The 1,089-nt window shown below is 56.5% G+C and carries 1 protein-coding gene; it reads left to right on the top strand.

Translation table 11 applies throughout. The annotated features are described in order from the left end of the window. Positions 1–169: 169 nt before the first annotated feature. Positions 170–1,089 (top strand): PriCT-2 domain-containing protein (locus tag HR086_RS47055; protein WP_174468932.1); only part of this gene is annotated, 920 nt, incomplete at its 3' end.

Below are 1,089 nucleotides of genomic sequence, written 5' to 3'. Positions count from 1 at the left end.
CGTCAAAAACCGGGTGGCTCGGCTAAGGGCACTTGGCAACGCGGTTGATCCGCTGCAAATCTACCCGATCATGTACGCGATCAAGGTTATAAACCTCTGGATCAACCCGGTAGCTGCGGAATACGCCGGAAGGCAATTGACTTTGTTCTAGGAAAGGGGGGAGAACTGCATGGAACATAAAATCGACTTGATTGCCTTGCTGGCTTACATCGATCCTACCTATCTGAGCTATCAGGAATGGATTAATGTCGGCATGGCCCTCAAATATGAGGGCTACACAGCCAGCGATTGGGATGCATGGAGCAAACGGGACGTCGCCCGGTATAAGCCGGGCGAATGCTTCAAAAAGTGGACCACATTCGAGGGTTCGGGCAATCCCGTCACCGGCGCGACGATTACGCAGATGGCGAAGGACGCCGGCTGGACGCCGCGGGCGGACCGCGAAGACCGCGAGCTCGGCTGGGACGACGAAATCTCCGGCGATTACGTCGTCGTGGACAAAAACTGGATCGAGGGCAAGGAGATCCACGAGCCGGCCGTCTGGAATCCCGTCCAGCAGCTTACCACGTACCTTGAGACGCTGTTCGAGGCATCCGAAAACGTCGGTTACGTAGTCGATACGTGGCAAAACGAAGACGGGAAATACCTGCCGACAAAGGGAAATTGGGACCGAACGGCCGGCGAGCTGATTCAGGCGCTCAATCAATGCAATGGCGATATTGGGGCCGTCTTGGGCGACTACAACCCGGAAGCCGGTGCCTGGATACGTTTTAACCCGCTGGACGGCAAGGGTGTGAAAAACGAGAACGTGACTGATTTTCGATATGCCCTCGTTGAGTCCGACGACATGGACATTGAGAAGCAAAACGCCATTATGCGCGAGCTGGAGCTGCCGATTGCCGTCCTCGTCTACAGCGGCGGAAAGAGCCTGCACGCGATCGTCAGGGTCGAAGCGGCCAACTATGACGAGTACCGGAAGCGTGTCGACTACCTGTACAACGTGTGCAAGAAGAATGGCATTTCCGTCGACAACCAGAATCGCAACCCGTCGCGGCTGTCGCGGATGCCGGGCGTCGAACGGAACGGAAA

This window comes from Myxococcus sp. CA039A (assembly GCF_013336645.1).
In the GTDB taxonomy this organism is placed as follows: Bacteria; Myxococcota; Myxococcia; order Myxococcales; family Myxococcaceae; genus Myxococcus; species Myxococcus llanfairpwllgwyngyllgogerychwyrndrobwllllantysiliogogogochensis.
The sequence above is the reverse complement of the archived record's forward strand: the minus strand, read 5'-3'. Positions and strand labels throughout refer to the sequence as shown.